The sequence below is a fragment of the Streptomyces sparsogenes subsp. cuspidosporus genome (genome assembly GCF_039532705.1).
GTDB lineage: Bacteria > Actinomycetota > Actinomycetes > Streptomycetales > Streptomycetaceae > Streptomyces > Streptomyces sparsogenes.
In genome coordinates this window covers 68,432-95,027 of the sequence record NZ_BAAASD010000008.1, presented here as the reverse complement: position 1 = coordinate 95,027, position 26,596 = coordinate 68,432, and the positions used below count along the sequence as shown (strand labels likewise).

The following is a 26,596-nucleotide window of genomic DNA, read 5'->3' as shown; positions in this document are numbered from 1 at the left end:
GTGGGTCACAAGCATGCGTTTCACGCCCTCACCCCCGGCTGAGGAGACCATTCCACCGATGCGTGAGCTCGCCCGCCGTTCCACCGTGCTCCTCACTCTCATAGCCCTCGCCCTCGGCACAACCGCCTCGGTCGCCGGAGCGGAGGCCGCCGGAGCGGACTCCGGCGGGAAACCCGTGCCGAAGGTCGCCGTCATCGGCACCGGTGGCACCATCGCCGGCGTCAGCAGGACCCGGGTGTCCTTCCAGGACTACGAGTCCGGGAAGCTGCCGGTGTCCAGGTTGGTGAACGACCTCAAGCCGGAGGTGGACGCGATCGCCGACGTCTCCACCCAGCAGTTCGGCAACAAGGACTCCAACAACTATTCGATCGCCGAATACCGCCGGCTGACGGCCGCGGTCGACCGGGCGCTGAAGACCGAGGACGCGGTCGTCGTCACCACCGGCACCGACACCATGGAGGAGTTCGCGTACTGGCTGGACCTGACCGTCCGCAGCGACAAGCCGGTGGTACTCACCGGCGCGATGCGCCCCTGGACGGTGGTCGGCAGCGACGCCCCGGCCAACCTCTACAACGCCATCCACCTGGCCGCCAGCGGGAAGACCACCTGCTACGGCACCGTCGTGATGCTCAACGACCAGGTGCAGGCCGCCCGCGAGGTCCGCAAGACCGACGCGCTGCGGACGGATACCTTCAACAGCGGCGCCAGCGGTCAGCTCGGCGTCGTCGACCAGGACCACATCCGGCTCAACCGGGCCCCCGCGCGCGTCCAGCAGTGCGGCAAGAAGAGCTGGGAGACCCCCTTCGACCTGGCCAAGACGGGCAGGACACTGCCCAGGGTGGAGATCGCCTACAGCTACCAGGACGCCGGTGGGGAGGCCGTCAAGGCGTTCGCCGACGCCGGGGCGGACGGGATCGTGACCGCCGGGACCGGCGCGGGCGGCGTCTCCCCGCAGATGTCCGAGGCCCGCGCGGACGCCGTCAAGAACGGTGTGCTCTTCGCCTCCGCCAGCCGCACCGGCTCCGGCGCCGTATACGACGACCACACCGACGGAGTCATCGGCGCCCAGGACCTCACCCCGCAGAAGGCCCGGCTGCTGCTCCTGCTCTCGCTCACCAAGACGCACGACCAGGACCGGATCCGCCACTGGTTCGCGACCCTGGGCACCGCCCAGTTCGTCACCCCCCGGCGGTGACCGGGACCTCGCCCGCGGGGGACGCGGGGGTGCGTTCCGCCGGCCCGCGGAACGCCGCGCGGTAGGCGCTCGGCGAGACGCCGAGCGCCGCCTGGAGGTGCTGGCGCAGCGAGACCGCCGTGCCGAAGCCCGCGTCCCGAGCGATCCGCTCGACCGGCAGGTCGGTCTCCTCCAGCAGTTGGCGGGCGCGCTCGACCCGCCGCTGGGTCAGCCACTGGACCGGGGTCATGCCGACCTCCTCGCGGAACCGCCGGGAGAAGGTCCGTACGCTCATCGACTCCAGCGCGGCCAGCTCGCGCAGGCTTAGCGGCCGCTCCAGGTGGTCCAGCGCCCAGGCGCGGGCCGCGGCCGTGGAGGAGCCGCGCTGCTCGGGCACCGGCCGCCGGATGAACTGGGCCTGGCCGCCCTCGCGGTGCGGCGCCACGACCGCGCCGCGGGCCACCTCGGCGGCCACCGCCGAGCCGTGGTCGCGCCGGATCATGTGCAGCACGAGGTCGAGCCCGGAGGCGTCCCCTGCCGAGGTGAGCACATCGCCCTCGTCGGTGTAGAGGACGTCCGGGTCCAGGTCCACCGCCGGATACAGCTTCCGGAACTGGTCGGCCGCCTGCCAGTGGGTGGTCGCCCGGCGGCCGTCGAGCAGCCCGGCGGCCCCCAGGACGAAGGCGCCCGTGCAGATCGAGGCGATCCGGGTGCCGGGGCGGATCCGGGCGAAGGCGTCGCCGAGCGCCGGGCCGAGCCGGCCCTCGGTCTGCGGCTCGTCGGGCTCGCCCGCGGCCGGGAAGACCACGGTGTCGGCCTCCCGCAGGACATCCGGGCCATGGGCGACATTGACGCTGACGTCCGTGGCGGTACGGATCTCACCGGGGGCCACCGCGCAGGTGACCACCTCGTACAGCCGCTCGCCGGTGGCCGAGACCGCCTGGCCGAACAGCCTGTGCACCAGGCCCAGTTCGAACGGCAGCAGCCCGTGCCGGACCAGGACGGCCACCCGGTGGCGGCCGGGGTGCGAGAACGCGGAGCCCGCCGAGGTCACGGGCACGGAGGCGGTCACGGAGAGGGACGCGGGCACGGACGCGGGCATGGCGCGATTCTCGCACGGCACGCCCATCCGGCCACCGGCCTCACTTCTTGGCGCGGCTGGGCTGCACCCGCTTCGGCTCGCCCTTCATCTTCGGATGCTCGGGCGGATACGGCAGGTCGCCCAGGCCGTGCTCCCGCTCGTCCCGGTCGGCCAGCTCCAGGGCGGCCTCCAGACGGCAGGGCTCCCGGTCCATGTCGGCGTGCACATCGCCCGCCTCCCGGAACCGCACCGGCATGGAGGCCAGGTCGAAGTCGCGCGGCCGGGCGTCGGGCACCTCCTCCCAGCGCAGCGGTGCCGAGACCGGCGCGTGCGGCCAGGGGCGCACCGAATAGGCGCTGGCGATGGTGCGGTCGCGGGCCGTCTGGTTGTAGTCCACGAACACCTTCTCGCCGCGCTCCTCCTTCCACCAGGCGGTGGTGATCCGCCGCGGCGCCCGCCGCTCCAGCTCCCGCGCGATGGCGATCGCGGCCCGCCGCACCTGCGTGAAGGTCCACACCGGCTCGATCGGCACGAACACATGCAGCCCCCGCCCGCCGGACGTCTTCGGCCACCCCCGCAGCCCCAGCTCCTCCAGCACCGGCCGCAGCTCGCCGGCCACCCGCACCGCGTCCCGGTAGTCGGTCCCCGGCTGCGGGTCCAGGTCGATCCGCAGCTCGTCGGGGTGGTCGGTGTCCTGCCGGCGCACCGGCCACGGGTGGAAGGTCAGACAGCCCAGGTTGGCTCCCCAGACGACCGCCGCGGGCTCGGTGGGGCAGATCTCGTCCGCGTAGCGCCCGCTGGGGAAGGAGATCCGCCCGGTCGGGATCCAGTCGGGCAGGTTCTTCGGCGCCCGCTTCTGGAAGAACGACTCGCCCTCTACGCCGTCCGGGTAGCGCTCCAGCATCGTCGGCCGGTCCCGCAGCGCCCGCACGATGCCCTCGCCGACGGCCAGGTAGTAGCGGGCGAGGTCCAGCTTGGTGAATCCGCGCTCCGGGAAATACACCTTGTCGGGGTTGGTCAGCCGTACCGTCCGCTCGCCGACCGTGAGCTCCGCCGTCTCTCCCATGAGCTCCACGCTAGGGCCTCTCGTCAAAGGGGGCACCCTGCTCCCGACGCCGCAGTGACATCAGCCGCTGCCGCGGCGGGCGGCACCTCGCCGCGTTGTCGCATCGCCCGAATACGCCCAGTACGAGGGCGACGCTCCGCCTTGCGATGTACCGCGCCAGACGCCGCTCGCGGCCGGGTGCCCCCTTTGACGACAGACCCTGGGCCCGCGCGCCGCAGGCCACCTCCCGGCGGGCGCGCGGCCCGGCGGGGACGGACAATCGGGGCATGGACCTTCCGGTCATGCCGCCCGTGGAGCCGATGCTCGCCAAGCCGGCGGCCGCCATTCCGCCGGACATGCGGTACGAGGCGAAGTGGGACGGCTTCCGCGCCCTGGTCTTCCGCGACGGGGACGAGGCCGAGCTGGTCAGCCGCTCGGGCAAGCCGCTGACCCGCTACTTCCCGGAGCTGGTCGGCGCCCTCCTGGCCAATGTGCCGCCGCGCTGCGTGCTCGACGGCGAGATCGTCATCGCGCGCGGGGGCCGCCTGGACTTCGACGCGCTCCTGGAGCGCATCCACCCCGCCGACTCACGGGTGCGGCACCTCGCCGAGGTCACCCCGGCGAGCTACGTGGCCTTCGACCTGCTCGCGCTGGACGACCAGTCCCTCATGGACACGCCCCTGCGGCAGCGGCAGGACGCGCTGGCCGAAGCGCTGCGCGCGGCCGCCGACCCGGTGTTCACCGCCCCGTGGACCGACGACCTGGAACTCGCCGAGCGGTGGTTCCGGCAGTTCGAGGGCGCGGGCCTGGACGGCGTCGTCGCCAAACGCCCCGACCTCGGCTACCGGCCGGGGGAGCGGGTCATGGTCAAGGTCAAGCACGAGCGGACCGCGGACTGCGTGGTGGCGGGCCTGCGGGCGCACAAGTCCGGTCCGGTCGTCGGCTCGCTGCTGCTGGGCCTGTACAACGCCGCCGGGCGGCTCCAGCACGTCGGGGTGTGCGGCGCCTTCTCCATGCGGCGCAGGCAGGAGCTCATGGCCGAGCTGGAGCCGCTGCGGATGGAGTCGGCCGAGGGGCACCCGTGGGCCGACTGGGCCAGCGAGGAGGCGCAGGCGCGCGACCGCATGCCCGGCGCGCCCAGCCGCTGGAGCGGGCTCAAGGACCTGTCCTGGGTGCCGCTGCGGCCGGAGCGGGTGTGCGAGGTGGCGTACGACCACATGCAGGGCGACCGCTTCCGCCACACGGCCCGGTTCCGCCGCTGGCGGCCCGACCGCGAGCCGCGCGAGTGCACCTACGCCCAGTTGGAGGAGCCGGTGTGCTACGACCTCGGGGAGGTGCTGGGCTCCTGACCCGCCGACGGCTCCTGGCCCGCCGACGGCGGAGTCGGCCGCTAACGGCGGCGGGAGCCGCCCGGGCCCGCCGCGGGGGCCGCGGTCATGTCCAGGAACCAGTCGCGGGCCGCCTCGGCCGCCTGCTCCAGGGTCCCCGGCTCCTCGAACAGATGGGTCGCGCCGGGCACCACATGGACGGCGTGGGGCGCCGTGAGCATCGCGGCGGCCTGCTCGTTGAGCCGCAGCACCTCGCGGTCGTCGCCGCCCACCACCAGCAGCACCGGCGCCCGGACCCGGGAGAGCGCGCCGCCCGCCAGATCGGGGCGGCCGCCGCGGGAGACCACCGCCCGCACCCGGTCCGGCCGCTCCGCGGCGGCCACCAGCGCGGCCGCCGCGCCCGTGCTGGCGCCGAACAGCCCGACCGGCAGCGCCGCGGTCGCCGGGTGCCCGCCCAGCCAGTCCACCGCCGCCACCAGGCGCCGGCCCAGCAGGGGGATGTCGAAGCGGTGCTCGGCGGTGATCGCGTCCACCCGCTCCTCCTCGACGGTGAGCAGGTCGAACAGCAGCGTCCCCAGCCCCGCCCGCTGCAGCACCTCGGCCACCGCGCGGTTGCGCGGGCTGTGCCGGGAACTCCCGCTGCCGTGCGCGAAGGCCACCGCGCCGCGCGCCCCCCGGGGCACCACCAGGTCGCCCACCAGCAGCGCGCCGTCGGCGGCGATGCGGGCCGTCTCCGATGCCGAGACCATGGGCCACCTCCTGCGCGGCTCAGACGTGGGCCAGGAGGCCCTGCCTCAATTCGCTGTACAGCCGGGAGAGCCTGCGGGATATGTGCATTTGCGAGAAGCCGAGGATTTCGCCGATCTGGCTCTGTGAGAGGCCGACGAAGAACCGCAGATACAGGACGTACCGGTCCTGTTCCGAAAGGTGGGTGATGAGCGCCCGCAGCGCCTCCCGGTTGACGACGCGCTCGATCGCCGCGTCGTCCGCGCCCACCGTCTCCGCGAGCAGCCGTTCCTCCGCGCCCTGGACCGCGGCGTTGAGCGACAGCGGGGTGCACGAGGCGCTGGCCTCCAGGCCCGCTTTCACGTCTTCCTGGGGCATTCCGGTGCGCGTGGATATCTCGGTGATGGTGGGGGTGCGGCCGCCGAGTTCCTGTTCGAGGGCGTCGCGGGCCGAGCGGGTGCGGGAGCGGACTTCCTGAATGTTCCGGGGGACGTGCAGCGTCCACAGATAGTCGCGGAAATGCCGCTTGAGTTCGCCGGTGATGACCGGGATCGCATACGAGGGAAACGCGTGACCGAGGCCGGGATCGTAGCGGTCGACCGCCTTGACCAGGGCGAGGGAGGCGACCTGGGTGAGGTCCTCCATATTCTCGCCTTTGTTGCGGAAACGCAGCGCCAGGCGTTTCGCCACGGGTAGCCAGGCGCAGATGATCGCCTCACGCAGGGCGTCGCGCTCCGGCCCCGACGGCAATCGGGAAAGGCGAAGGAAATCGCCGTCGGTGTCGGGAGTATCGTCATGGCGCCGGTGGCGAGTCGCGGTTGCTGACATGGTCACTCGTCTCCGTGGTCCGATGTCACATCCTGCCCGCGGCACATCGATGCGCTAATGTCCCGCTCTTCCCGGCCCTCCCTCTGGTTGATCCAATTCACGATCGCCACCAGACTCGCATGGTCCCGAATGCCTCGCAATTCGGCCGAATTGGCTCCGGATCGTCCCCCGGGCGGGGGAACCCGGGCGGGGGGAGGCTGATTCGGCCGCGCCGCGCGGGGTATTCGGGCGCGATGGACATCGCCCTCTGCCTCGCCCAGCGGCCCGAGGCCGACGCGCTGCTCGCGCGCAGCCCCCTGGCCGCGCTGACCGGCATGCTGCTCGACCAGCAGGTGCCCATGGAATGGGCGTTCTCCGGGCCGTACACGATCGCCCGGCGCATGGGCGGCGAGGACCTGGACGCGCGGGAGATCGCCGCCTGGGACCCGGAGCGGTTCGCCGAGGTGCTGTCGGCCAAGCCCGCCGTGCACCGCTATCCGGGGTCGATGGCCAAGCGGGTGCAGCAGCTCTGCCGGTACCTGGTGGACCACTACGACGGGGACGCGGCCGCCCTGTGGCGGGATGTCGCCACCGGCAGGGAGCTGCTTGCCCGGCTGAACGCGCTGCCGGGCTTCGGCAGGCAGAAGGCGCAGATCTTCCTGGCGCTGCTGGGCAAGCAGTTCGGGGTGCGGCCCGAGGGGTGGCGGGAGGCGGCGGGCCCCTACGGCGAGGAGGGTTCGTACCGCTCGGTCGCCGACATCACGGGGCCCGAGTCGCTGGACAAGGTCCGCGCCTACAAGCAACAGGCCAAGCGGGCCGCCAAGGCGGCGGCCAAGCGGCCCACGTCCTGACGGGCGCCGTCCTGACGGGCGCCGCCGCCCCGGCCGCCGCCCGCCTGGCCTCGGTGGCGTGGTATGCCGGGCATGCCGTGGCTCAGCCGGCCGTGCTCCGTGGCTTCAGCCGGCCATGCCGTGGCTCAGCCGGTCGCCCCCGGGCCGGACTCCCGGGTGAGCGGCCCCGGGGCGGGGGAGGGCTCCGGGACCGGGTCCGGGCCGGGCGGCTGGGGCACCGGGTGCGGGGGCGGGCCCGGCACCGGCCCCGGCGCGGGGGCGGCGGGCGGGCCCGGCGGGGGGCTGGGCGCGGGGTCCGGCGGCGGGCCGGGTGACGGCCCGGGCTCCGGTCCCGGCGCGGGACCCGGCTCCGGTCCACCCGGACCGGGCGACGGGGTCGGCGACGGCGGCGCTGGGTCGCGGTCGTCGGGGGAGAGGTGCCGGGGATCGGCCTGCCGTGTCACGGTGACCTCCAAAAGTCGTGCGACGGCCACTCATCCATCGCGACGCGAGTGCCCCGCCGTCCCCCGTCCACGCCTCCCCCCGCCGGATCGCGGGAAAACTCAGGCCGGCCGACGGGAGCGGCGTCACGGGCGTCGGCGCGCCCCGCGACGCTTCCCTCATCCGGATTCCAAAACTCCGGATCTTCCTCGCCCTCATCCTATCCGCCGGGCCTCGCCCACCGCCCTCACCCGCCGTGCCCTCACCCGCCGTGCGCTCACCCGCCGTCGACGAGCACGACCTCGACCCCCGCCGCCCGCAGCGCCCGCACCTCGTCCTGGTCCGCCGTGCCGTCCGTGACCAGCGTCCACCCCGGCGGCGGCTGGACCCAGGTGTGGAAGGGGCGGCGGCCGATCTTCGCCGAGTGGGCCAGCACATAGACGGCGTCGGCCCGGCGGGCCATCAGCTCCTTGAGGCGGGTCTGGCGCAAGTCCGCCTCGCACAGGCCGTAGCGGGCGGTCACGCCGTCCGCGCCCAGGAAGACCCGGTCGAAGGTCATCCGCTCCAGCGCGGCCTCGGCGAGCGGGCCGACGAAGCTCTGGCTCAGCGGGCGCAGGGTGCCGCCGAGGCACTCCACGCGGACGCCCTCCGCGTCGGCCAGCTCCTGCAGCGCGGTGAGCCCGGTCGTGGCGACCGTCAGATCCTCGGCCGCGCGCAGCTCGTGGGCCAGCGCGCCGACGGTCGAGCCCGCGTCGAGCAGGACTGTCTCGCCCGTACCGACCCGGCTCGCGGCCCACCGGGCGATGGCGCGCTTGGCGTCGAACGCCTCGCCGGTGCGCTGGCGCAGCGACGCCTCGGGGTGTGCCACCAGCGCCATCGCCCCGCCGTACGTGCGCGCCAGGCGCCCGGCGGCGGTCAGCTGGGCGAGGTCGCGGCGGATGGTGGAGGCCGTGACGCCGAAGGTGCGGGACAGCTCCTCCACGCTGGCCAGGCCGGTGGTGGTGGCGAGGTGGACGATCTGGTCGCGGCGGCCCCGCGCTCCCTGGGCAGGCATCGTCAACTCGTCACTCGTCCTTCTGGTCCTCGCGTCACCGGGCGTCCTCGCGTCATCGGGGCGTCCTCGCGTCACCGGGCCGGGGCCGAGGACATCTCGGCCGCCTGCCGCAGGGCCTCGATCATGCTACCGGGGTCCGCCTTTCCGGTACCGGCGATGTCGAAAGCGGTGCCGTGGTCCACGGAGGTGCGGATGACGGGCAGTCCGACGGTCAGATTGACCCCGGCCTCCAGGCCGAGCACCTTGACCGGGCCGTGCCCCTGGTCGTGGTACATGGCCACGATCAGGTCGTAGTCGCCGCGGCCGGCCAGGAAGAAGGCGGTGTCGGCGGGGAGCGGGCCGCGGGCGTCGATGCCCTCGGCGCGCAGCACCTCCAGCGCGGGGACGATCTTCTCCTCCTCCTCGCCGTAGCCGAACAGGCCGTTCTCCCCGGCGTGCGGGTTGATGCCGCACACCCCGATCACCGGCCGCGGGGTGCCGGCGCGGACCATCGCCTCGTGGCCGCGGCGCACGGTGCGCTCGACCAGACCGGGCTCGATCCGGTTCACCGCGTCGATCAGGCCGATGTGGGTGGTGACGTGGATGACCTTGACCGTTGGGGTGGCCAGCATCATCGACACCTCGTCGACGCCGGTGAGGTGGGCGAGGAGTTCGGTGTGCCCGGGGAAGAGGTGGCCGCCCGCGTGCAGGGCCTCCTTGTTCAGGGGCGCGGTGCAGATGCCCTGCACCGCGCCGCTCATGGCCAGTTCGGCGGCCACCCGCACGTACTGGTACGCGGCGTCGCCGGCCACCGCGGACAGCCGGCCCCAGGGCAGGTCGGCGGGGAGCAGGCCCAGGTCGATCACATTGATCCGGCCCGGGGTGAACTCTGCCTGCTCCGGCCCGGAGACGGGCACGATCTCGCAGTCGAGGTCCCCCAGCCGGGCGGCCTGGCGCAGCCGCTCCGCGTCCCCGATGACCACCGGGCGGCAGCGGCGCAGCGTGTCCTGGTCGAGCAGCGCGGGGACGATCACCTCCGGCCCGATGCCGGCGCCGTCGCCCATGGTGACGGCGATGAGGGGGAGGGTGGGCGGTGCGTTCATGGACGGACCTTCCGTTGGGTCGGGTGGGGGCGCAGTGCCTGGACGATCTGCCGCAGTGAGTCGGCGTCGCCGAAGCTGCCCGGGCGGGTGACGACGGATCGCCCGTCGGGGGTACGGAGGTGGACGGCGCCGTGGTGCACCTGGCCGACGGGGTGGAGTTCGGCGACGCCGAGCGCGTCCAGCACCCTGCGGGCGGTCTCCCCACCGGTCAGGACCAGATCGACGGCCCCGTCGCGGCGGGCGACGGCGGCGGCGACGGCGCGGGCGAGCCCGCGCACCAGCCGCCTGGGCGTCACGCCGTCCGGGGGCGGGCCGGCGGTGGCCGGCTCCGGGGCGACGACGGTCACCCCGTCGCCCAGCGGCGGCAGCGGCCGCGCGGCGGGTGCGGAGGGGTCGTCCGCGCACAGCTCGCGGGCCGGCAGCCGCACCACGGTGGCGCCGTCGGCGGCCAGCCGCCGGATCTGCTCGGCCGCCGAGGGTTCGGCCGTGCCGACCACGACCAGCAGCGGCCGGGGGCCGGCCGCCGCCGGGGCGGGGGACGGGGGCCCGGCGTCCGCTGGGCCCTGTCCGGGCGATCTTCCCGGGCCCGCGACGCCGGCCACGGCACCTCGCCGCGTTGTCCGCGTTGCCTGCGCTGTCTGTGCTGGCTGCGTTGTCTGTGTGGTTGGCGTCTTCCCCCACACCGCGTCGGCCGCTGATGTCTCGGCCTCGAAGACCGCCCGGGCAGGGGCCGGCGGCTCGCCGGCCGCCAGATGGCGGCCGAGCGCCGCGGCCAGGCCGCCGGAGCCGACCAGGCGGGTGCCGGGCCCGTCGGCCAGCGCCGCCTCGACGACCGCGTCCAGGTCCGCGTCGGTCTCCGCGTCGCAGACGGCGACGCGCCCCTCGGCCAGTGCGGCCCGCAGCGCGGACAGCAGCGTGCGCCGGGAGGCCCGTACGGCAGTGAGCGGTATGAGGGCGGTGCGGGCCGGGCCGAGAGCGTCCGGCACCGAGCGGGGCGGGGGCCCCGGCTCGGCGCGCCAGGCGTCGGTGCGGTGCAGCGGGGTGGCACCCAGGTGCACGACGCCGCCGCGCACCGCGCGGCCGGCGGCGGGCAGCGCGGGGGCTACGACCACGCCCGCTCCGCCCGCGGCGAGGGCGGCCACCTCGGCGGCGATATTGCCCCGCAGCAGTGAGTCGATCTTCTTCAGGACCAGGGTGTCGCCCGAGGGCGACAGGGCCAGCGCGGCGCTGACCGCCCGCGCTGCCTCGGCGGCGGAGAGCTGGCGCGAGTCCAGGTCCAGCACGGTCGCCTCGCCCGGGTGGCGGGGGGCCGCCGCGGTCCCAACCAGCACCACACGACTGCGCGTTGTGCGCGATGCGAGCCCCGCGGCCGTCTCGGCCGCGCCGGACAGGTCGTCCGCGACGGCGAGCAGCCGCCGACTGGGCGTCGGTTCCACCGGTACCTCCTCGAACGACCTGGACCTGCGGGGAACGGCACGGAAGCGCGAGGCGGCCGACCGCATCGCCCCGGCGGTCCCGATGATGACACACTCTGCGCGAAGTGTGCGAGAGGTATTGCGTGAAACGCGCATCCATGTCACGGTGACCGCCGCGACACTGTGACCCGCCCGGAGGCGACCCGGGGCGGGTCGAGCGAGCCGGTCGCTCGCCTGAAATGCCGAGAGGTCGACGATGACCCGTAACCCATCCGGTTTCCCAACCGGCCTGACCGCCCCCAGTCGGCGGACCGTGCTGCGCCTGGGCGCGGGCGCCACCGCGGGCCTCGCGCTCGGCCCCCTGGCCGGCTGCGCGGGCCCCACCGGTGCCCCCGGCCCCGGCACCATCAGCCTGGGGCTGAACCGCTCCCTGGTCAGCCTCGACAACAAGCTCAACCAGTTCGACGCGGCGGTCACGGTGCAGCGCGCCGTACGGCAGGCGCTCACCCGCATCGGGCGGGGCCTCACCACCGAGCTGGTGCTCGCCGACCGCTTCGAGATGACCGAGCCCACCCGCTGGACGGTGCGGCTGCGGAACGGCGTGCGCTACTCCGACGGCACCCCGGTCACCGTCAAGGACGTGGCCACCGCCCTGAAGATGTACGCGGGCGTCAACGGCTCCTTCCTGATCGGCCTCTTCCCCGAACTGCCCACCGTCGAGAAGGTCGACGAGCGCACCTTCCACCTGCGCACCGAACACCCGGTGCCGATCCTCGACCAGCTGATGGCCAACATCCTCATCAGCCCGGCCGCCAAGAACCGCCCCGAGGAGCTGTCCGGCGGGGTGGGCTCGGGCCCGTACGTCGTCACCTCGGCGAACTCCGGCACCGGCGAGTACTCCCTGGCCGTCAACCCCGAGTACTGGGGGCGGCGCCCCGCCATCGAGAAGGTGCGGGTGCGCTTCGTCCCCGAGGAGTCCAGCCGCGTCGTCGCGGTGCGCAGCGGCGAGCTGGACGTGATCGACACCATCACCCCCGACTCCGCGGAGCAGCTGCGCGGGCTGCCCGGCGTGCGGCTGGAGCGCACCTCGGGCACCCGGGTCAACCAGCTGTTCTTCAACTTCCGCAAACCCCGCGGGCATCCCCTGGCGGACCCGCGGGTGCGCGAGGCGCTCAGCTACGCCATCGACGGCGAGGCCCTGGTGCGGGATGTGCTCACCGGCTCCGCCCAGCAGGCCGAGGGCGTGGTGCCGCTGGCCCTGCGGGGCGCGGTGCGCACCGGGTCCTACGTCTACGACCCAGGCAAGGCCCGCAAGAAGCTGGCCGCCCTGGGCGCCGGCGACCTGAAGGTGAAGATCATCTGGGAGTCGGGGGAGTTCCCCGCGGACACCTCGGTGATGGAGGCCGTCCTGGAGATGCTGCGGGCCGTCGGCGTCCGCGCCAGCCTGCAGCAGTTCCAGCCGGGCGGCGACATCCTCCAGTGGCGCCAGGGCCGCCGCGGCGACTGGGACGTCCTCGGCAACGGCTACTCGGTGCCCACCGGCCACGCCAGCACCAGCCTCCAGGGCATGTACGGCGGGACACCGGAGAAGGAGAAGACCCGGGACACCTACCAGGGCTATGTCTTCCCCGAGATCGCGGCCCGCCTGGCCGACGCCTCCGCCGAGAGCGACGAGAAGACCCGGAACAAGAAGCTCGCCGCCGTCCAGAAGGCGATCTGGGACACCCGACCCTGCCTGTGGGCCTTCATCCCCAACGTGGTGCTGGCCCGCCGCACCCGCGTCAAGGACGTGCGGCTCCTGCAGGTCAACTCCTACGACCTCGCCGCCGTGCGCCTGGAGGGCTGAGCCGTGATCCGCTATCTCCTCCGCCGCCTCGGCCAGAGCGTCCTGACCGTCTTCCTGACCCTGTCCACCGTCTTCGTGCTGGTGCGCATGGCCCCCGGCGACCCCGCCGCGGCCCTGGCCGGCCCCAACCCGACCAGCGAGGACCTGGCCCGCATCCGCGAACAGTTCGGCCTCGACGACAGCCTGCTGACGCAGTACTGGGTCTTCCTGCGCGACCTGTTCACCGGCGACCTCGGCACCAGCTACTCCTTCCACGCCCCCGCCTTCGACGTGGTGCTCGACCGGGTGCCCTACACCATCACCCTCTCCGCCGCCGCGATCGCCCTCACCGCGCTCGTCGCCGTACCGCTCGGCGTGTGGATGGCCCGCCGCGCCGACACCAAGCGCGAACTGGGCGCCAACGTCCTCACCATCGCCGGACAGTCCATGCCGGACTTCTGGATCGGCGTCATGCTGCTGACCGTCTTCGCCGTGCTGGTGCCGGTGCTGCCCGCCTCCGGGTTCACCACCTGGGGCGGCCTGGTCCTGCCCACCGTCACCGTGGCCGTCCTCCAGATGGCGCTCATCTCCCGGCTGGTGCGCCGCGAGATGGTCGCGGCCCTGGCCTCCCCGTACATCACCGTCGCCCGCTCCCACGGCGTCTCGGAACGCGCTCTGACCTGGCGCTACGCCCTGGGCAACTCCGCCATCCCGGTGCTGACCGCGCTCGGCACCCGGTTCGCGGCGATGCTCAACGGCGTGGTGGTGGTCGAGGTGGTCTTCGGCTGGCCCGGCGTCGGCTCCCTGGTCGTCCGCGCCCTGGAGACCCGGGACTACCCGCTCATCCAGGCCACCGTCCTGGTCACCGCCGCGCTGGCGGTCCTCGTCCAACTCCTCATCGACCTGGCCTACCCGCTGCTCGACCCGCGGGTACGCCTGGGAAAGGCGGCCTGAGACATGAAAGGCGCCCTCGAACCCCCGGCCCCGGCCGGGACGGCCCCTCGCCCCCGCCCGAGCGCGGTCACCGCGAAGGACGTGGCCCGCGCCACCGCCACCCGGCGCCGCCGCAGCGCGAGCCTCAAACTGTGGGCCGGCGCCGTGTGCACCCTGCTGGTCGTGGTCCCCGTCGCCCTCGCCCAGGTGCTGCCCCTGCCCGGGGCGAACGACCAGGACCTCTCCAAGCGCCGGCTGCCGCCGCTCACCGACGGCCACCTCCTCGGCACCGACCAGCTCGGCCGCGACCTGCTCTCCCGGGTGCTGCACGGCGGCCAGGTGTCGCTGTCCATCGGCGTGCTGGCGGTCGTCGTCTCCGGCCTCATCGGAATCGTCGCCGGCGCCGCCGCCGGATACTTCGGCCGCTGGATCGACACCGTCGTCTCCCGGCTGCTCGAGGCCCAGATGTCGCTGCCGCTGCTGATGATGCTGCTGCTCGTCGTCGCCCTCTTCGGCCCCTCCGTCACCGTCATCACCTGCGTGATCGCGGTCGCCCAGTGGCCCGAGGTGGCCCGGCTCACCCGGTCGCTCGTCCTCGTCGAGCGGGAGAAGCCGTACGTCGCCGCCGCCCGGGTGCTCGGACTGCGCCAGGCCGCCATCCTGGCCCGCCACGTCATCCCCAACATCGTCCGCCAGGCCTCCCTGGTCGTCCTGCTGCTGCTCGCCCAGGCGGTGCTGCTGGAGAGCGCGCTCAGCTACCTCGGCGCCGGTCCCCAGCGGCCGTTCGCCACCTGGGGGCGGATCATCTCCGACGGCCAGGACTACATCACCACCTCCTGGTGGCTGGTGACCCTCCCCGGCCTGGTCATCGTCCTCCTGGTGGTCGGGGTCAACCTGCTGGGCGACGGTCTGCGCGACCGTACCCGCCGACGCGTCACGGAGGCCTCCTCATGAGCCGGCCCAGCGAGACGGCCCCCCTGCTGGAGGTCGAGGACCTGCAGATCGAGCTGATCACCGAGCGCGGCGTGGTCCGCGCCGTCGACGGGGTCGGCTTCACCATCGCCCCCGGCGAGACGGTCACCCTCATCGGCGAGTCCGGCTCCGGCAAGTCCACCACCGCCATGGGTCTGCTGCGCCTGCTGCCCGAGGGGCTGGCCGTGCTGTCGGGCACCGCCCGGGTGCTCGGCCGCGACATCATCGCCGACCCCAAGGCGATACGGCGGATCCGCGGCCGCGGGGTCTCCCTCATCCCGCAGGACCCCATGACCGCGCTCAGCCCCGTGCACACCATCGGCCACCAGCTCGGCGAGGCGCTGCGGCTGCGCCACCCCGGCCTGTCCAAGGCCGACGCGCGCGCCCGCGGCATCGAACTCCTCGGCCGGGTGCGGATCCCACGCCCCGAGACCCGCTGGGGCGCCTACCCGCACCAGTTCTCCGGCGGCATGCTGCAGCGCGTCCTCATCGCCATCGCCCTGGCCGCCGAGCCCGAGCTGCTCGTCGCCGACGAGCCCACCTCGGCCCTGGACGTCACCGTCCAGGCCGGCGTCCTCGACCTGCTGATGGAGCTGCAGGAGCGCACCGGCATCGGCATCCTGATGATCACCCATGACCTGGGCGTGGCCCGGCTGGTGTCCGACCGCATCCACGTCATGCGCGGCGGCCGGTTCGTCGAGTCCGGCCCCGTCGAGCGGATCGTCGACCACCCCGCCGACCCCTACACCCGCGGCCTGCTCGCCGCCGTCCCCACCCTCGGCCCCTGGGACGAGACCACCCGCCCGGCGGCCCCCGCCACCGCACACCGGGAGACGCTGTGACCACCCCACTGCTGGCCGTCGAGGGCCTCGTCGTCGAATACCCCGTCCCGGGGGGTACGTTCCGCGCCGTGGACGGCGTCGGCTTCACCGTCGAACGCGGCGGGTCGCTGGCCATCGTCGGCGAGTCCGGCTGCGGCAAGTCCACCATCGCCCGCTCCCTCGTACGGCTGCTGCGCCCCACGGCGGGCCGCATCCTGCTCGACGGCACCGACATCGCCACCCTCCCGGAGCGGCGGCTGCGCCCGCTGCGCCGCCGGGTGCAGATGGTCTTCCAGGACCCGTACGGCTCCCTGGACCCCCACCTGACCGCCGAGGAGACCGTGGCCGAGCCGCTGCGGCTGGCCGGCGTCACCTCCAAGGCCGAGCGGGCCCGCCGGGCCGCCGAGCTGATCGACCAGGTGGGCCTGCCCGCCGGCGCGCTCCACCGCCGCCCCGCCGAGTTCTCCGGCGGGCAGCGGCAGCGCATCGGCATCGCCCGCGCCCTGGCCAGCGACCCCGAACTGCTGGTCTGCGACGAGGCCACCTCCGCGCTGGACGTCTCCGTCCAGGCACAGGTGCTCCAACTCCTGCGGGACCTGCGCACCGAGCGGCAACTCGCCTACATCGTCATCTCCCACAACCTCGGAGTGGTCCGCGAGATCAGCTCCGATGTCGTGGTGATGCGCGGCGGGCGCGTCGTCGAGGCCGGCGCCACTCAGGCGGTCCTCGCCGCGCCCGCCGAGCCGTACACCCGGGCGCTGCGCCGCGCCGCCCTCGACCCCACCACGATGCGGGGGCGCAAACCGCGCGCCGTGGTCTCCGCGATCGCCACCGCCTCGGCGGAGGCGGCGGTGTCGCCCGAGGTGGCGGGGACGCCCGAACCGGCGGGATCGTCCGACCCGGCGGGGTCGCCGGAGCCGGCCACCCCGTCCTGACCCACCATCCCCATCCGCGGCCCCGGCGCGACAGGCGCGCCGGGGCGCCGGCCGAAGGAGCCACCCCCTGATGACGCACCCCGACACCACCCCCCACGCCTCGCCCGGCGCGGTGGAGCTGCCCGGCGTACCCGTGCCGCTCTCGCGCCTGGTCCTGGGCACCATGACCTTCGGCGACACCGTCGACCGGGCCGGTGCCGCCGCGATGCTGGACGCGGCGCTCGACGCCGGGGTGACCGGCGTGGACACCGCCAACGCCTACGCCGGCGGGGCCACCGAGGAGATCCTGGCCGAGCTGCTGCCCGGCCGCCGGGAGCGGATCGTGCTGGCCACCAAGGCGGGAATGCCCCACCCCGACCACGGCGACCACTCCCCGCTGTCCGCGCGCGGCCTGCGGGCGGCACTCGAAGGCAGCCTGCGCCGTCTGAACACCGGCCACGTCGACCTCTTCTACCTCCACCAGCCCGACCGGTCCGCCCCGCTGGAGGAGACCCTGGGCACCGTCGCCGAGCTGGTCGCCGAGGGCAAGGTCCTGGCGCTGGGCGTGTCCAACTACGCCGCCTGGCAGATCGCGGAGGTCGACCGCGCCGCGGAGCGGGTGGGCGCGCCGCGGCCGGTGGTCGCCCAGCAGCTCTACAACCTGCTGGCCCGGCGGGTGGAGGAGGAGTACCTCGAGTACGCGGCCACCAGCGGGCTGCGCACCATGGTCTACAACCCGCTCGGCGGCGGCCTGCTGACCGGGCGCCACGTCTTCGCCGAGACGCCCGAGTCGGGCCGTTTCGGCGACTCGAGGCTGGCCGGGATGTACCGGCAGCGGTACTGGGACCCGCGGCTCTTCGAGGCCGTCCAGGACCTGGCGAGGATCGCCGAGGGCGCGGGCCTCGGGCTCGTCGAACTGTCGCTGCGGTGGCTGCTCGGCCGCGAGGGGGTGGACGCGCTGCTGCTCGGCGGCTCGCGCGTCGAGCATCTGCGGGCCAATGTGGCGGCGGCCGAGGCGGGACCGCTGCCGGCCGACGTGGTCGCGGCCTGCGACGCGGTCGGCGCCCGCCTGCGGGGGCCGATGCCCGCCTACAACCGGTGAGTCGCCGCCCCTTTCCCAGGGGGGTGTCTCCCCGATCTCTGTGGGCCCGCGACGCCTGGCACGCTCCCCCAGCTAACGCTGGGAGGTGCCCCCTCTCGCTGCGTTGTCGGGCCCGCCCGAGTAGGCCCGCCCCCAGCTACCGCTGGGAGGTGCCCCCGCGAGGGCGACCCTCCGCCTTGCGATCGCACGCTCCCCCAGCTACCGCTGGGCGGTGCCCCCTGACGCCGCGGGCTGATCCACAGAGATCGGGGAGACACCCCTTAGCGCTTCCCCGTCACCGTCACCGGTCCGAGCTGGGCCACACATACGGGAGATCGTCCGGCACGCCGGGGAAACACCGGGCGTAGTGGCCGGGATCCTTCCGCACCAGCGCCGACTGGTGGCTGCGGTGGAACGCCGGATCCCCCAGCCATGGCGGCACCTCGCCCACCTCGGCCAGGACCTCCTGGCCACGTGGCTCGGCGACCCCGGTGGCCGTCCGCAGGTCCGCGCGCAGGGTGGCGGCGCACGTGTCCGCGCGGCCGCTCAGACACCACTGCCGGCACACCTCCAGCCCGTACCGCACCAGGGCCTCCTCGTACCCGGCCCACATCCGCACCGCCGGATGCCTCCGCCACCCGTACCCGGGCCGGGTCAACCCGCGCAGCACCTGCAGCGCCTCCACCCGCTGCTTCCCCAGCCGGCGGACGTCCAGCACCCGGGCCGTCTCACCGAAGTCGGGGTACGGCAAGAATGTCTGCATATGCACCATTCTTCCCCCGGGGTGCGCGTGAGGCCCAGCCCGCCGAAGCCGCCCGGCGGCCTGGGCCTCACGCAACCCTCATCCGCTCACCGTCAGACTCGAATTCCCACTGCTCTGATAGCCCTCGGTGGCCAGGATCATGTAGTACTTGAAACTCCCGAGCGGCATTCCGGAACGGGCCCACGCGTCGAAATGGTTCCCGGTGGTGATGGTCCCGCCGGTCTTCTTCGACTGCCGGACACTCCAGTACTGATTGAACGTCCGAACGCCCTCGACGGACGGCGCGTTGTAGCGCGTCGTCTGGTACATGTCGTACGTGCCGCCGTCGCTGGTGACGGTGCCCTTGTACGCCCCCGTGGGCCTGAACGTGCCCCAGTTGTCGACGATGTAGTACTCCACGAGCGGATTCGAGGTCCACCCGTAGAGCGCCAAATACCCGTTGCCGGAGGGATTGAAGCTCCCCGAGTAATTCACGCTCCTGCGCCCGCCGTTGCTCCAGCCCTTACCGCAGACGAAGTTCCCGCAGTTGGTCCACGAGGTCCGGTAACTCCCGCCGGCCGCGAGCGTCATGGACACCGACCCACCGCCATCCGTCCAGAACGAGTAGTAGAAGCCGTTGTTCGTCCCGGTCTGATTCGTGGTGATGGTCGTGTCGGCGTACGCGGCACCCGGCAGCATCACCCCCGACGTGACCACCCCCGACGTGACCGCCGCCAGGGCACCCGCGCGCCCGAGGAACTTCCTGCGGCTGAGCGAGAGGTCGGGGGCGTTGTCCTCGTACATGCTTCCTCCTTGTGAAGGCCGGCAGGAAGCCAGGCAGCGTGGTACGACCCGACGAACCTGCCGATGACCAAGGCGACGCCGACCGCGCGTCGGCGTCGTGCAACGCGGCGGGGCTCAGCCGGTCGTCACATGCGCCCGACGACCGGAGGACCGGGCCACGCGAGGTGACCCGGCTCGACAGCAGTGGCTGGCGATGCGGACAGTGTTGGTCCGGCTCCGGCGAGTGTCAACAGTTTCCGCAAGGATTCCGGTAAGCCGATCCGCCCCCCACACCCCGCGAAAACAAAAAAGACCTGCTCAAACCTCCTGAGGAATGATCCTCTCTAGGATCACCCGGCGAGAATCCGACCCCAGAACCAAAGATCGAGACCATTGCCTCCGAAAACTTCCGGAGATATTCCGGCGGGGGAATCAGCTGAGACAGACGCAGCCGCCCTGAGTAGCCTCGACCCTGTGGCGGATCAAGAGCGGTACGTCAGGTATCGGGAAGACTCCACGGTGCTGGCAGCGATCGGGAAGCATGTCGCTGCCCAGGCCGGCCGGATCACTGTGCGACTTCCCAGAGCCGTAGCGGAGGCGGCGGTGGAAGCCTGGGGCCGCGACGAGCTGGACAGCCCCGGCGAGGAGACCCATGAGCAGTACGTGCTGCGGGACCAGGCCGCGGAGCTGGCGCTGATAGGCCTCGCCATCTCGGAGCGTGGCCGCTGGGAGGGTGACGAGGTCGTGATCGACCTGGACATCGACTCCGCGGGGGCGGCGTCACGGGCGTCCCGGTAGCCAGGACGCACTCGCCACTGGGCCGAGGACGGCACCCGCGCCGCACACTCAGCCGACCCGACGCCGGGCGCCGCCGGTCCAGGGAGGACCGGCGGCGCCCGATCGTGGTCAGGAGCAGGGCTTGTAGAACCGCTTCCATCCGTCGCCGGGCATGGCCGGCGGCTCGCCCGTGGAACCGAACTCGCCGTACTTCACCTTCAGCGCGTAGTCGAAGTCTCCCGGTCCGCTGCCCGGCGTCGACAGCCGCACGTCCCGATCCAGCTGCCCGTCACCGGAGTTGTTCAGGATCGCGAGGTCCGGGTACGCGTCGCCGCCGTAGTCGGCGATCCGTAGCTGCTTGACCTCGCCGTGGTCGCCGATGTCGGAGTGCCGGGCGACCACGGAGCCCAGGTTCGACCGCGAGAGCGGGCCGGGGCGGTATTCCGCCACGCGCGCCGTCGAGGGATCGTCCCCACCGGACGGCTCGACGATGTTGACGACCATGTCCAGGCTGCCGTCGTTCTGGAAGTCGGCGACCGCGGCGGACGCGACCTCTCCCGTCTTCGCGCCGAGAAGCTTCCTGACGGAGTGCTTCGCGCCGAACGACCCGTCCGCGGTCCCCCACTGGATCGTCATCTTGGTGCCGGTGTGCCCAGGATTCGTGATCTTGTCGGGACGCCCGTCACCGTCGAGATCGCCGACCAGCGTCGTGGCGTCCGCCAGACACGCCCGCGCCGCCCCGGCGCCCTTGCCGGACCCTCCCGCGCCACCCAAGGACGGCGACCCGGCCGCACTGGCCTGGTAACCGGCGACCGTCAGGGTCAGGGCGACAGCCGCGATCGGCGCGGCGATCAGACGTGAGCGTTTGCGAAGCATCTACGAACTCCTAACGTCGTGACTGGTCGTGACTGAGAGAGAGCGGCCGCTCGCCTTTACTGGTCTGTTCCGTCGAAGGGGACGGCATCCGCCGCGGAGGTGTGCCAGTTGGTGACGATGGGCTTGTCGACGGTGATGGTGCCGACCCGCAGGGAGACCGGGTTGGGGTCGTCAGCACCGATGCCGACGATGATGCTGTTCAGTTCCTTGCCACCGTTTTCGTTGGTGGTCTTGGGGTTCACCCCGGCATAGGCGGTAACCCCCTTGCGCAGCGTGACCGCCTGCCCCACCGCCTGCTCCGCGGGCCCCGCCTCCGTACCGTCCGACCCGAAGGCCACCGTGGGCAGCTCGGCGGGCAGCACACACGTGATCCCCGGCTTGGCCTTCGCGATGATCAGGATGTACCCACCGGCCTGCGACTCCGCCCTGGTGCTCCAGGAAATGTCGTTGGCCCCACACTGCTGCCCGACCTTGCCACGCCCCCCACTGCCGGTCTCGGCGCCGGAGCCGACACCATCCTGGGTCCCCTTCCCCTTCGCCTGCGAGGACTTGGCCGAAGCCTCAGAGGCGGTGTCCTTGCCGCCCACAGCCGAGGCCTCGTTCCCGGCCCCGGCCTCGGACTTGGCGGAGACAGACGATTCACCGGACGGCCCACTCGCGTTGGCCGAGGACTGGCAAGCGGTGGCAAGCATCGCGGCAGTCACCAACAGACCAGCACCGGCGAACGTACGGGCACGGCGGCGGGTGATAAGCATGGGAAGACCTTCTTCGTCATCAGCGGAGCAGCGCGCCCGGTGGCGTTGCGCTCGGTGTGGTACCCATCTTGCCGGTGCCGACTACCGTTTCCTTAACGCCCCACTAACGAAGCGCTGCCGCGCTCACAACCGGCTGCCGACAGGCAGTACGAGCGCCGTGGCGCCCCGAACGACCCGCGTGAGCAACCCTGGGTGGCAAAGCCCCCTCAGCGGATCGAAGACGGCAGAAACATTGCCGACGGCTGTCTTCCCCCGAGGTACATCAGCCGGAAGTCCGCCTCGTCGGCCATCGCGTGGACGTAGTGCGGCCCCAGCCGATGTGGCGCGGCAGCGTGACGCCCCCGATCGCCGGCTCGGCGGGTGGCATAGGGGTTGATCAACTGACTAACCTGATCGTTTTGCACATCGCTGTCGGGTGTGCGATGAGAGGGGGAGGGGAGCGCATGTCGACGTTCGAGGCGGAATGGACGCAGCTGAAGCGCGAGGCATCCGGGGAGACCGGGATGAGCCTCGCGGGCGCCGGTGACAAGCCCGACTGGGGGCAAGAGGGATCGGGCAGCGTGAGGTCCAGCAAGAACGCGTGGACGGCGGCGGGCCGGGGAGTCGGCAAGCTGCGGGGCGACATCAAGACCGCGCTGACAAAGTTAGAGGAGGAGCAGAAGGGCCTGGGCGCGGGCAGCGAGACCGGCGGCGGTATCGAGAGCGCGGCGGCCCAGCGGGAGCTCTACCGCTCCTGGAAGCGCTATCTGGAAGGTGTGAGCGGCAAGTGCGGCACCTTTCAGGACCGGCTCCAGAAGGCCGGGGATCACCACTACGAGAACGACGCGGCCATCGAGCGCGCATTGGATCGATGGGACGGCCTGTACAAGGACACGAAGTCCGTCGGTGGCGAGAGCCAGGGGCGGTGACGCGGACCAGTGGATTACTCGACTCTCAAGTCCCTCAAGCCTTCTGAGTTCGAGGGCGCGGCGCGCGGCTATCGGACCGTCGGCGACATGGCGAGTCAGGCCAAGGACGACATTGAGCAGCAAGTGACCGCGGGCATGCGGAAGTCACTCAAGGGCGAAGCCGTGGACGAGGCTGTCCGGAAACTCCGGAAGCTGGCCGCGAACTTTCATTACACCCAGGTCGAATGCGCGCTCATCACCACCGCGCTCAACTCCCTGGCCTACGAACTGCGGGCAGCCAAGAACAAGCTCGACGCCGCTGTGGAGGATGCCGCTGCCGCACAGTTCACCGTGGGCTCCGACGGCTCGGTGAGCTACCCGTCGGCCGGCGACAAGGTCGACGGCAAGGTGCCCGAGGGCGGTACGGTCAAGGGCAGTGCCAGGAAGTCCACCGGCAACCCGATCGACCCTGCCGGGGACACAAAGGACACGGCCGAAGCCCTCGAGCGCCAGTTGCACCGCCAAGACAACCCGAATTACGTCCGCGCGTTGGCCATCGCCGACCGCATTGCGCAAGCCATCCACCAGGCCACTCGGGCCGACGAAAAGTGGGCCCCTGAGCTGCGCAAGTTGAAGGCTGACGACGATCTGGTCGTCGCCGCCGAGGACTGGGCTGACGCGAAGAGGGACATGGGTGGTGTCCGTCGCAGCGCGAAGGAATACCTGGACGCCATCAAAGCGCCCCTGAAGGACAGCAATCCGGAAGAGAACGCTACGTGGTGGAAGAGCCTGTCGAAGAATGAGCAGGACGCCATTCTCGCCCTCGATCCAGCAGGGATCGGCAAGCGTGACGGTTTACCCGCAGCCGTGCGCGACGAAGCGAACCGGACTGTGCTCGCCGAAACGCGTGCGGAACTCAACCTGAAACTCGACGAGCTGGGCAGTAATGAGCCCGCGAAATACGAGCAAAAGTGGAACAACATAACTCAGCTTCCCGTTCAGGGGGAGAAGCAGGTGACGCTGGCCTGGCAGGCGTGGGACAGGGAAAGAACCAGGATTAAGGAATCCTTGAAGGGCATGAAGGCCATTCAGCGCCGCTTTGACAGGACGGGAGAGGACGGCCTGCCGGAGGCGTATCTGCTGGGATTCAGCGCGGAAGGGCGGGGGCGGGCCATCGTCGCCAACGGAAATCCTGATGACGCGGATCACATCGCGGTGTACACACCCGGAACCGGAGCCTCGCTCAGCAACAGTAAAGGAGACATCAATCGCGGGGTGAACTTGTGGAAAACGTCCCATCCTTTGACCGATCAGGAAGTATCGACCATTACCTGGATAGGCTACGATGCACCCCCGGAAGTCTTCCCGGACGCCACTCAGGATAAGTATGCGGACGGTGCTGTGGATGCGTATGGCCAGTTCATCGACGGTCTCAACGTTGCGAATAAATCTGGTTCCGACGCTCATATCACAGCAATCGCGCATTCGTACGGCACCACAGTCATCGGTGCTGCGGCCCAAGAGGGGCGCCTCGGTGTCGACGACATCGTGTTCGCCGGCAGCCCTGGCGCCCGGGTGGACAATGCTGCGGACCTGGGGGTGGATAAGGGGCATGTCTGGAATGAGCACGCCAAGGGTGACAATGCGGTATCCGAAGCGGGTCGCCACTTCCATGGGGGTGGGGTCTCGGGTATCGATCCAAGCGACCCGGTCTTCGGCGCCAACCAGATGGCCACTGATACCGAGGGGCACAGCGGCTACTGGGACTACGACGACGGCAACAATAAGCCGAGTCTCAGTCTCGAGAACCAAGGGTGGGTCATTGTGGGGGATTACGAAAACGTGAAAATGAAGCCACGCGAAGATGGATCGCTTCTGCCGGTCGACTGGCGTGAGCCGTCGGCTTGGGGCCTGTGAAGTGTGGAAGGTGTGGCGATGTCGACGGGTACTGCCCGCTGCGGCGGTTCTCCTATGTGTCGTGGGGTGCGGATCCATGAGTGACTCGGAAGGTGCGGCGCCGAAGGAAAGGCATCCGGAGCAGGCCAAGGAGCTCGCCAGAAAGCTCTCCAGTGACGTGTTCGACATGGTCCGGCTCCAAGGGAAAGTATCGCCGGGCGGTCCTGCGACACTGTCTTCCCGAGAGGGGGAGCGAAAGTATTCCATCCTGCATACTTGGTCCATCTCTCACCTGCCTGACCAGGAGTTGAGGCGCGGCTTCGACCGCTTGCGTGAAGAACTTCCGAAGGACGGATGGCGTATCACTCGTATCGGGCACGCAAATTCAACGGCTCGCCAGTTGGAGATGGAGGCCGTACATAAAAAGGACAACTACTCGTTGTCCGCGGAGCTCTTGGTCAGCAGTTCCGGAGAAAACACGGATGCCTCCGCGTCCAAGAAGGGCCGAATCGTGTTCTTCGTCGGGTCTCCCACCTACCGATCCCCCAAGGGAGTCGACCCGGACGACTACTGATGACCCATCCTGAAACGCGACTGCCCGCGGGCCCGCGCGCCCCCCCGTACTCGGCGCGTGGTTGGACTTCTCGGGCCATCGAGCTCTCACCAGCTTGATCGGACACATCCCAGCAAGCGGAACTTCCCCGGCTGTCAGCGGTCCTCTCTACGCTCGGCCCATGACGACGTACCGGTCGAGCAATACGCTGCGGCGGCTGCTCGAGGAGACGCGTGAGTTAACCGCCCACGAGGCCGTTCGCCACCATGCCGACGCGGCGCTGCGGATCATCGGCAAGCGTTTCGAGGGGAAGTACGGCAGGGGCAAGCGCCTCGTCGTAGCGCTGCGGGACGGCGGCCAAGCCGCCATCCTGCACGAGGAGTGGGATATCGCCGAGCGCTTCCAGCGCTTCGCCGCATACGCGGCGGGCGAACTCCCGCTGGACATCCTCGACATGCACTATGACGCCCCCGCACGGGCACGCCAGGAGCGGCACATGCGCTCGCTGGTGGCCATGGCCGCCGGGCAGGCGGTCACGGCCCTGGAGGTCCTCTGCCGGGAGCATCCGGACGCGACGGCGGCGGATGCCCGCGAGTTCTTCCGGGGAGTGGCCCGCTCGGCCGACCACCTGGGGATCGGCCCTGGCGACGGTGGGGTGGATGTCTCCGCGCGGGACGCGGACCGGCTGTTGTGGCTCGGCCGGATGGAGCTTGTCGTGAAAGACCTGCCCCGTTCCGCTTCACCCGAGGCGGCGGGCCTGCTGGAAGACCTTCTGAGCGCCCCGGACGCCGGCCTGCTCGCCCAACTCGTCGAGCTGAGGGCCAGGCGCGCGAGCCTGGAGGCCCTGCGCACGGCGGTCGACGACCCCACCAGCTCGGAGGAGGCGCTGCACGCCTGCTTGAAGAACCAGGAGTGGATTTTCGGGGGCGCCTACGTCGGCGAACTGCTGCGCCGCCAGTACGCGCCGGACACCATCCTGGACATCCCGCTGCTGCGCGGCGATGGCTCCCTGCACGTGGTGGAGCTCAAACGGGCGAACATCAAGAACCTGGTTGTCCGCCGAAGCGGCCACCTCATGCTCGGCGCCCGCGTTCATCACGCGGTCTCCCAAGCCCAGGACTACCTCCGCGCCCTGGACGAGAACCGCCCCAAAATCCTGGCCGACTACGGCATCGACACCCGCCGCGCCTCGGCCACCGTGGTGATCGGCCACCCGCGCTACCAGCGGGCCGGATGCTCGCCACGCGAGATCGCGGAGACCTTGCGCACCTACAACACGCACTGCGCCCGCATAGAAGTGATCACCTACGAGACCTTATTGGACTCGGCCGCTCGCATGCTGGCGCTCTCGTCCGCTCATCAGAGCGGCCCAGAAGCCGGGGAGGAACCCGCATGACCACAGACAGTGACAGCAACGGGCCCACGGGCATCGAACAGATCCTGGGCCGGCTATGCGGAGCGGAGATCAGCGAGAAGGACTACGTCGGCTACTTCCTCAACGAGTACGGCGAGGAACTCGTCTTCGCACAGCGCCCCGGTGAGAAGACCGGCACGCTTTGGCACAGCGATGCGGACTGGGAGCCGTACCCAGTGGGCGACCACTCCATCAAGATCGGCGTCCCGATGGACGGTGTGATCACCGTCGAAGACCTCATCATCAATCGACCCGAAGCCACCTGGCTCTCCGCCTGCCTCGCCGCCTCCCGCCACCTGCGCCCGTGCTGACCTCCCTGCCACAGCCCGTCCCAACTCGCCGGCTTCGCGATGGGGTGGGCTCCCCGATCACTGTCGGCGATCT

Annotated in this window: 26 protein-coding genes; 15 read left to right on the top strand and 11 right to left on the bottom strand. The window is 71.6% G+C overall.

Annotation, left to right across the window (positions count from 1 at the left end; genetic code table 11):
* The first annotated feature begins 58 nt into the window (after nt 1–58).
* Nucleotides 59–1,195 (top strand): asparaginase, encoded by a 1,137-nt coding sequence (locus ABFY07_RS12835; RefSeq protein WP_346174615.1) that lies wholly within the window; start codon nt 59–61, stop codon nt 1,193–1,195.
* On the opposite strand, the gene ABFY07_RS12830 is transcribed toward ABFY07_RS12835, so the two are convergent.
* Both ABFY07_RS12830 and ligD read right to left on the bottom strand, forming a co-directional pair.
* A complete protein-coding gene (locus ABFY07_RS12830) occupies nt 1,179–2,276 on the bottom strand; it encodes a GlxA family transcriptional regulator (RefSeq protein ID WP_346174614.1) in 1,098 nt (365 codons plus the stop codon). The genes ABFY07_RS12835 and ABFY07_RS12830 overlap by 17 nt on opposite strands.
* 40 nt (nt 2,277–2,316) lie before the next feature.
* Nucleotides 2,317–3,321, bottom strand: coding sequence for a non-homologous end-joining DNA ligase (ligD, locus tag ABFY07_RS12825; RefSeq protein WP_346174613.1), 1,005 nt, complete (start codon nt 3,319–3,321; stop codon nt 2,317–2,319).
* 266 nt (nt 3,322–3,587) lie between these two features.
* Here ligD and ABFY07_RS12820 point away from each other — a divergent pair, with 266 nt between their 5' ends.
* Complete coding sequence (locus tag ABFY07_RS12820) at nt 3,588–4,649, top strand: ATP-dependent DNA ligase (protein ID WP_346174612.1); 1,062 nt, start codon at nt 3,588–3,590, stop codon at nt 4,647–4,649.
* A gap of 41 nt (nt 4,650–4,690) precedes the next feature.
* Here the strand turns inward: ABFY07_RS12820 and ABFY07_RS12815 are convergent, their stop codons facing one another.
* Both ABFY07_RS12815 and ABFY07_RS12810 read right to left on the bottom strand, forming a co-directional pair.
* Nucleotides 4,691–5,377: a dienelactone hydrolase family protein gene (locus tag ABFY07_RS12815; RefSeq protein ID WP_346174611.1), complete on the bottom strand. Its 687-nt coding sequence runs from the start codon at nt 5,375–5,377 to the stop codon at nt 4,691–4,693.
* A 19-nt stretch (nt 5,378–5,396) separates the two neighbouring features.
* Nucleotides 5,397–6,182: a SigB/SigF/SigG family RNA polymerase sigma factor gene (locus ABFY07_RS12810; RefSeq protein ID WP_346174610.1), complete on the bottom strand. Its 786-nt coding sequence runs from the start codon at nt 6,180–6,182 to the stop codon at nt 5,397–5,399.
* Between the two features lie 233 nt (nt 6,183–6,415).
* On the opposite strand from ABFY07_RS12810, the gene ABFY07_RS12805 reads away from it, so the two are divergent.
* A complete protein-coding gene (locus ABFY07_RS12805) occupies nt 6,416–7,012 on the top strand; it encodes an HhH-GPD-type base excision DNA repair protein (protein ID WP_346174609.1) in 597 nt (198 codons plus the stop codon).
* 697 nt (nt 7,013–7,709) lie between these two features.
* On the opposite strand, the gene ABFY07_RS12800 is transcribed toward ABFY07_RS12805, so the two are convergent.
* The 3 genes from ABFY07_RS12800 to ABFY07_RS12790 all read right to left on the bottom strand — a co-directional run bounded on the left by ABFY07_RS12800 (nt 7,710) and on the right by ABFY07_RS12790 (nt 11,004).
* Nucleotides 7,710–8,486 (bottom strand): DeoR/GlpR family DNA-binding transcription regulator, encoded by a 777-nt coding sequence (locus ABFY07_RS12800; RefSeq protein WP_346174608.1) that lies wholly within the window; start codon nt 8,484–8,486, stop codon nt 7,710–7,712.
* 71 nt (nt 8,487–8,557) lie between these two features.
* Nucleotides 8,558–9,568, bottom strand: a complete 1,011-nt coding sequence (pdxA, locus tag ABFY07_RS12795) for a 4-hydroxythreonine-4-phosphate dehydrogenase PdxA (RefSeq protein ID WP_346174607.1) — start codon at nt 9,566–9,568, stop codon at nt 8,558–8,560.
* Nucleotides 9,565–11,004, bottom strand: coding sequence for a four-carbon acid sugar kinase family protein (locus tag ABFY07_RS12790; protein WP_346174606.1), 1,440 nt, complete (start codon nt 11,002–11,004; stop codon nt 9,565–9,567). The genes pdxA and ABFY07_RS12790 overlap by 4 nt, the downstream gene beginning before the upstream one ends.
* Before the next feature lie 235 nt (nt 11,005–11,239).
* On the opposite strand from ABFY07_RS12790, the gene ABFY07_RS12785 reads away from it, so the two are divergent.
* From ABFY07_RS12785 to ABFY07_RS12760, 6 genes are all read left to right on the top strand, one after another.
* Nucleotides 11,240–12,829, top strand: a complete 1,590-nt coding sequence (locus ABFY07_RS12785; RefSeq protein WP_346174605.1) for an ABC transporter substrate-binding protein — start codon at nt 11,240–11,242, stop codon at nt 12,827–12,829.
* Nucleotides 12,830–12,832: 3 nt separating this feature from the next.
* Nucleotides 12,833–13,762, top strand: a complete 930-nt coding sequence (locus ABFY07_RS12780) for an ABC transporter permease (protein ID WP_346174604.1) — start codon at nt 12,833–12,835, stop codon at nt 13,760–13,762.
* Nucleotides 13,763–13,765: 3 nt separating this feature from the next.
* Nucleotides 13,766–14,695, top strand: coding sequence for an ABC transporter permease (locus tag ABFY07_RS12775; RefSeq protein ID WP_346174603.1), 930 nt, complete (start codon nt 13,766–13,768; stop codon nt 14,693–14,695).
* Entirely contained in the window at nt 14,692–15,555 is an 864-nt protein-coding gene (locus tag ABFY07_RS12770; protein WP_346174602.1) for an ABC transporter ATP-binding protein, read from the top strand. The genes ABFY07_RS12775 and ABFY07_RS12770 overlap by 4 nt, the downstream gene beginning before the upstream one ends.
* On the top strand, nt 15,552–16,469 hold the full coding sequence (locus tag ABFY07_RS12765; RefSeq protein ID WP_346174601.1) for an ATP-binding cassette domain-containing protein: 918 nt from the start codon (nt 15,552–15,554) through the stop codon (nt 16,467–16,469). The genes ABFY07_RS12770 and ABFY07_RS12765 overlap by 4 nt, the downstream gene beginning before the upstream one ends.
* A gap of 70 nt (nt 16,470–16,539) precedes the next feature.
* Nucleotides 16,540–17,550: an aldo/keto reductase gene (locus tag ABFY07_RS12760; RefSeq protein ID WP_346174600.1), complete on the top strand. Its 1,011-nt coding sequence runs from the start codon at nt 16,540–16,542 to the stop codon at nt 17,548–17,550.
* 280 nt (nt 17,551–17,830) lie between these two features.
* Here ABFY07_RS12760 and ABFY07_RS12755 read toward each other — a convergent pair whose 3' ends face one another.
* A complete protein-coding gene (locus ABFY07_RS12755; protein WP_346174599.1) occupies nt 17,831–18,292 on the bottom strand; it encodes an MSMEG_6728 family protein in 462 nt (153 codons plus the stop codon).
* A 78-nt stretch (nt 18,293–18,370) separates the two neighbouring features.
* A complete protein-coding gene (locus tag ABFY07_RS12750; RefSeq protein WP_346174598.1) occupies nt 18,371–19,075 on the bottom strand; it encodes a glycoside hydrolase family 11 protein in 705 nt (234 codons plus the stop codon).
* A gap of 582 nt (nt 19,076–19,657) precedes the next feature.
* Here ABFY07_RS12750 and ABFY07_RS12745 point away from each other — a divergent pair.
* Entirely contained in the window at nt 19,658–19,852 is a 195-nt protein-coding gene (locus tag ABFY07_RS12745) for a hypothetical protein (protein WP_346174597.1), read from the top strand.
* A gap of 108 nt (nt 19,853–19,960) precedes the next feature.
* On the opposite strand, the gene ABFY07_RS12740 is transcribed toward ABFY07_RS12745, so the two are convergent.
* Nucleotides 19,961–20,707: an FG-GAP repeat domain-containing protein gene (locus ABFY07_RS12740; protein ID WP_346174596.1), complete on the bottom strand. Its 747-nt coding sequence runs from the start codon at nt 20,705–20,707 to the stop codon at nt 19,961–19,963.
* Between the two features lie 56 nt (nt 20,708–20,763).
* A complete protein-coding gene (locus tag ABFY07_RS12735; RefSeq protein WP_346174595.1) occupies nt 20,764–21,462 on the bottom strand; it encodes a DUF4232 domain-containing protein in 699 nt (232 codons plus the stop codon).
* A gap of 443 nt (nt 21,463–21,905) precedes the next feature.
* Here ABFY07_RS12735 and ABFY07_RS12730 point away from each other — a divergent pair, with 443 nt between their 5' ends.
* The 5 genes from ABFY07_RS12730 to ABFY07_RS12710 all read left to right on the top strand — a co-directional run bounded on the left by ABFY07_RS12730 (nt 21,906) and on the right by ABFY07_RS12710 (nt 26,523).
* A complete protein-coding gene (locus ABFY07_RS12730) occupies nt 21,906–22,370 on the top strand; it encodes a hypothetical protein (RefSeq protein WP_346174594.1) in 465 nt (154 codons plus the stop codon).
* A 9-nt stretch (nt 22,371–22,379) separates the two neighbouring features.
* Nucleotides 22,380–24,266 carry an alpha/beta hydrolase gene (locus ABFY07_RS12725; protein ID WP_346174593.1) on the top strand — a complete coding sequence of 629 codons (1,887 nt, stop codon included), beginning with the start codon at nt 22,380–22,382 and terminating at the stop codon, nt 24,264–24,266.
* 76 nt (nt 24,267–24,342) lie between these two features.
* A complete protein-coding gene (locus ABFY07_RS12720; protein ID WP_346174592.1) occupies nt 24,343–24,819 on the top strand; it encodes a hypothetical protein in 477 nt (158 codons plus the stop codon).
* A gap of 160 nt (nt 24,820–24,979) precedes the next feature.
* Nucleotides 24,980–26,194 carry a Shedu anti-phage system protein SduA domain-containing protein gene (locus tag ABFY07_RS12715; RefSeq protein ID WP_346174591.1) on the top strand — a complete coding sequence of 405 codons (1,215 nt, stop codon included), beginning with the start codon at nt 24,980–24,982 and terminating at the stop codon, nt 26,192–26,194.
* Nucleotides 26,191–26,523: a hypothetical protein gene (locus ABFY07_RS12710; RefSeq protein WP_346174590.1), complete on the top strand. Its 333-nt coding sequence runs from the start codon at nt 26,191–26,193 to the stop codon at nt 26,521–26,523. The genes ABFY07_RS12715 and ABFY07_RS12710 overlap by 4 nt, the downstream gene beginning before the upstream one ends.
* Nucleotides 26,524–26,596 lie beyond the last annotated feature (73 nt).

Excerpts from the sequence above, each read along its gene's own strand:
- ABFY07_RS12800 (WP_346174608.1), bottom strand. The coding sequence starts at position 8,486 with ATGCCTGCCCAGGGAGCGCGGGGCCGCCGCGACCAGATCGTCCACCTC.
- ABFY07_RS12715 (WP_346174591.1), top strand. The coding sequence starts at position 24,980 with ATGACGACGTACCGGTCGAGCAATACGCTGCGGCGGCTGCTCGAGGAG.
- ABFY07_RS12710 (WP_346174590.1), top strand. The coding sequence starts at position 26,191 with ATGACCACAGACAGTGACAGCAACGGGCCCACGGGCATCGAACAGATC.
- ABFY07_RS12720 (WP_346174592.1), top strand. The coding sequence starts at position 24,343 with ATGAGTGACTCGGAAGGTGCGGCGCCGAAGGAAAGGCATCCGGAGCAG.
- ABFY07_RS12735 (WP_346174595.1), bottom strand. The coding sequence starts at position 21,462 with ATGCTTATCACCCGCCGCCGTGCCCGTACGTTCGCCGGTGCTGGTCTG.
- ABFY07_RS12730 (WP_346174594.1), top strand. The coding sequence starts at position 21,906 with ATGTCGACGTTCGAGGCGGAATGGACGCAGCTGAAGCGCGAGGCATCC.
- ABFY07_RS12835 (WP_346174615.1), top strand. The coding sequence starts at position 59 with ATGCGTGAGCTCGCCCGCCGTTCCACCGTGCTCCTCACTCTCATAGCC.
- ABFY07_RS12770 (WP_346174602.1), top strand. The coding sequence starts at position 14,692 with ATGAGCCGGCCCAGCGAGACGGCCCCCCTGCTGGAGGTCGAGGACCTG.
- ligD (WP_346174613.1), bottom strand. The coding sequence starts at position 3,321 with ATGGGAGAGACGGCGGAGCTCACGGTCGGCGAGCGGACGGTACGGCTG.
- pdxA (WP_346174607.1), bottom strand. The coding sequence starts at position 9,568 with ATGAACGCACCGCCCACCCTCCCCCTCATCGCCGTCACCATGGGCGAC.
- ABFY07_RS12830 (WP_346174614.1), bottom strand. The coding sequence starts at position 2,276 with ATGCCCGCGTCCGTGCCCGCGTCCCTCTCCGTGACCGCCTCCGTGCCC.
- ABFY07_RS12810 (WP_346174610.1), bottom strand. The coding sequence starts at position 6,182 with ATGTCAGCAACCGCGACTCGCCACCGGCGCCATGACGATACTCCCGAC.
- ABFY07_RS12760 (WP_346174600.1), top strand. The coding sequence starts at position 16,540 with ATGACGCACCCCGACACCACCCCCCACGCCTCGCCCGGCGCGGTGGAG.
- ABFY07_RS12750 (WP_346174598.1), bottom strand. The coding sequence starts at position 19,075 with ATGTACGAGGACAACGCCCCCGACCTCTCGCTCAGCCGCAGGAAGTTC.
- ABFY07_RS12820 (WP_346174612.1), top strand. The coding sequence starts at position 3,588 with ATGGACCTTCCGGTCATGCCGCCCGTGGAGCCGATGCTCGCCAAGCCG.
- ABFY07_RS12740 (WP_346174596.1), bottom strand. The coding sequence starts at position 20,707 with ATGCTTCGCAAACGCTCACGTCTGATCGCCGCGCCGATCGCGGCTGTC.
- ABFY07_RS12785 (WP_346174605.1), top strand. The coding sequence starts at position 11,240 with ATGACCCGTAACCCATCCGGTTTCCCAACCGGCCTGACCGCCCCCAGT.
- ABFY07_RS12755 (WP_346174599.1), bottom strand. The coding sequence starts at position 18,292 with ATGCAGACATTCTTGCCGTACCCCGACTTCGGTGAGACGGCCCGGGTG.
- ABFY07_RS12805 (WP_346174609.1), top strand. The coding sequence starts at position 6,416 with ATGGACATCGCCCTCTGCCTCGCCCAGCGGCCCGAGGCCGACGCGCTG.
- ABFY07_RS12775 (WP_346174603.1), top strand. The coding sequence starts at position 13,766 with ATGAAAGGCGCCCTCGAACCCCCGGCCCCGGCCGGGACGGCCCCTCGC.
- ABFY07_RS12815 (WP_346174611.1), bottom strand. The coding sequence starts at position 5,377 with ATGGTCTCGGCATCGGAGACGGCCCGCATCGCCGCCGACGGCGCGCTG.